Genomic DNA, 3,152 nt, shown 5'->3' with positions numbered 1-3,152 from the left:
CTGACGCTTAAAACACAAAAAGCTATTTTCTCTCATGACCTAAAGAACTCAAAGATAAGCGGATGTTTATCTTTGACTTTTTAGTCAATTGCTCTTTAAAAATTTGGAAAAGCTGAAAAAGAAATATCTCAAGAATATGAGTTTGAAAAAACAAGTGTTCTTGGTATTCAAAGAAAAAACTAAGGTGATCGTACTCGAATGGCAGAACTTATACAGTCTGACCATTCAGTTACAACTTATGACCCTTTTCAGGGTTGTATGGTTAAGTGACTAAGCGTATACGGTGAATGCCTTGGCAGTCAGAGGCGATGAAGGACGTGTTAATCTGCGATAAGCCATGTTAAGTCGATAAAAGACGTTATAGACATGGATTTCCGAATGGGGAAACCCACTGCATTCAGTGCAGTATCATATAGTGAATACATAGCTATATGAGGCGAACCCGGGGAACTGAAACATCTAAGTACCCGGAGGAAAAGAAATCAACCGAGATTCTGGAAGTAGCGGCGAGCGAAACCGGATTAGCCCTTAAGCTTATTATTGGTTAGTGGAATGTGTTGGAAAGCACAACGGTACAGGGTGATAGTCCCGTACATGAAGACTAATTTTAAGTGAAATCGAGTAGGACGGCACACGTGATATGTTGTCTGAACATGGGGGGACCATCCTCCAAGGCTAAATACTCCTGACTGACCGATAGTGAACCAGTACCGTGAGGGAAAGGCGAAAAGAACCCCTGTGAGGGGAGTGAAATAGAACCTGAAACCGTATACGTACAAGCAGTAGGAGCCCCCTTGTTGGGTGACTAGCGGAGCCGTAGGGAAACCGAGTGTTAACTGCGCGAATAGTTGCTGGTATTAGACCCGAAACCCGGTGATCTAGCCATGGGCAGGTTGAAGATTGGGTAACACCAATTGGAGGACCGAACCGACTAATGTTGAAAAATTAGCGGATGACTTGTGGCTGGGGGTGAAAGGCCAATCAAACCGGGAGATAGCTGGTTCTCCTCGAAAGCTATTTAGGTAGCGCCTCGGACGAATACTAGTGGGGGTAGAGCACTGTTAAGGCTAGGGGGTCATCCCGACTTACCAACCCTTTGCAAACTCCGAATACCACTAAGTAATATCCGGGAGACACACGGCGGGTGCTAACGTCCGTCGTGGAAAGGGAAACAACCCAGACCGTCAGCTAAGGTCCCAAAGTGTATGTTAAGTGGGAAACGATGTGGGAAGGCTTAGACAGCCAGGAGGTTGGCTTAGAAGCAGCCACCCTTTAAAGAAAGCGTAATAGCTCACTGGTCGAGTCGGCCTGCGCGGAAGATGTAACGGGGCTAAACATACCACCGAAGCTACGGGCACATGCTTGGAAGGGGTGCTGGAGGTATCAGAAGTGCGAATGTTGACATGAGTAACGATAAAGGGGGTGAAAAGCCCCCTCGCCGAAAGACCAAGGTTTCCTGTTCAATGTTAATCAGAGCAGGGTGAGTCGGCCCCTAAGGCGAGGCAGAAATGCGTAGTCGATGGGAAACAGGTTAATATTCCTGTACTTCGTATAATTGCGATGGGAGGACGGAGAAGGCTAGGCTAGCGCGGCGTTGGTTGTCCGCGTTTAAGGTTGTAGGCTGGGAACTTAGGTAAATCCGGGTTCCTGTTAAGGCTGAGAATTGATGACGAGGCTCTACGGAGCTGAAGTAGTTGATGCCATGCTTCCAGGAAAAGTCTCTAAGCTTCAGATTATACGAAACCGTACCCCAAACCGACACAGGTGGTTGGGTAGAGAATACCAAGGCGCTTGAGAGAACTCGGGTGAAGGAACTAGGCAAAATGGTACCGTAACTTCGGGAGAAGGTACGCTCCCGACGGTGATGAGACTTGCTCTCTAAGCTGTTGGGAGTCGCAGATACCAGTTGGCTGCAACTGTTTATTAAAAACACAGCACTGTGCTAAATCGAAAGATGACGTATACGGTGTGACGCCTGCCCGGTGCCGGAAGGTTAATTGATGGGGTTAGCGCTTGCGCGAAGCTCTTGATCGAAGCCCCGGTAAACGGCGGCCGTAACTATAACGGTCCTAAGGTAGCGAAATTCCTTGTCGGGTAAGTTCCGACCTGCACGAATGGCGTAATGATGGCCAAGCTGTCTCCACCCGAGACTCAGTGAAATTGAAATTGCTGTGAAGATGCAGTGTACCCGCGGCTAGACGGAAAGACCCCGTGAACCTTTACTACAGCTTGACACTGAACATTGAACCTACATGTGTAGGATAGGTGGGAGGCTTTGAAGCGTTGTCGCTAGATGACGTGGAGCCAACCTTGAAATACCACCCTTGTAGTTTTGATGTTCTAACGTTGGTCCCTTATCGGGATTGCGGACAGTGTCTGGTGGGTAGTTTGACTGGGGCGGTCTCCTCCCAAAGAGTAACGGAGGAGCACGAAGGTTGGCTAAGTACGGTCGGACATCGTACGGTTAGTGCAATGGCATAAGCCAGCTTAACTGCGAGACAGACAAGTCGAGCAGGTACGAAAGTAGGTCATAGTGATCCGGTGGTTCTGTATGGAAGGGCCATCGCTCAACGGATAAAAGGTACTCCGGGGATAACAGGCTGATACCGCCCAAGAGTTCATATCGACGGCGGTGTTTGGCACCTCGATGTCGGCTCATCACATCCTGGGGCTGAAGTCGGTCCCAAGGGTATGGCTGTTCGCCATTTAAAGTGGTACGCGAGCTGGGTTTAGAACGTCGTGAGACAGTTCGGTCCCTATCTGCCGTGGGCGTTTGAGAATTGAAAGGAGCTGCTCCTAGTACGAGAGGACCGGAGTGGACGAACCGCTGGTGTTTGGGTTGTCATGCCAATGGCATTGCCCAGTAGCTACGTTCGGAACAGATAACCGCTGAAAGCATCTAAGCGGGAAGCTGGCCTTGAGATTAATTCTCACTGGGAATTTAATTCCCCTAAAGGGCCGTCAGAGACTATGACGTTGATAGGCAGGGTGTGTAAGCGTTGTGAGGCGTTGAGCTAACCTGTACTAATGACCCGTGAGGCTTAACCATACAACCCTGAGTAGGGTTGTAGAATTGCCTTAGTTTTAGAATATAAGAACGCTTGTTTAACTCAAGCCTTGAGCCTTTTTCAGATTTTTCCAGACTTTTTAAG

At 48.6% G+C, this 3,152-nt stretch carries 1 rRNA gene; it reads left to right on the top strand.

The features are described 5' to 3' along the window. Positions 1 to 260 precede the first annotated feature (260 nt). Positions 261 to 3,049, top strand: a 23S ribosomal RNA gene (locus DBZ36_RS20410). Positions 3,050 to 3,152: the final 103 nt, after the last annotated feature.

The organism is Alginatibacterium sediminis (genome assembly GCF_003610775.1).
Taxonomy (GTDB): domain Bacteria; phylum Pseudomonadota; class Gammaproteobacteria; order Enterobacterales; family Celerinatantimonadaceae; genus Alginatibacterium; species Alginatibacterium sediminis.
This window is presented reverse-complemented; position numbering and strand designations above follow the sequence as displayed.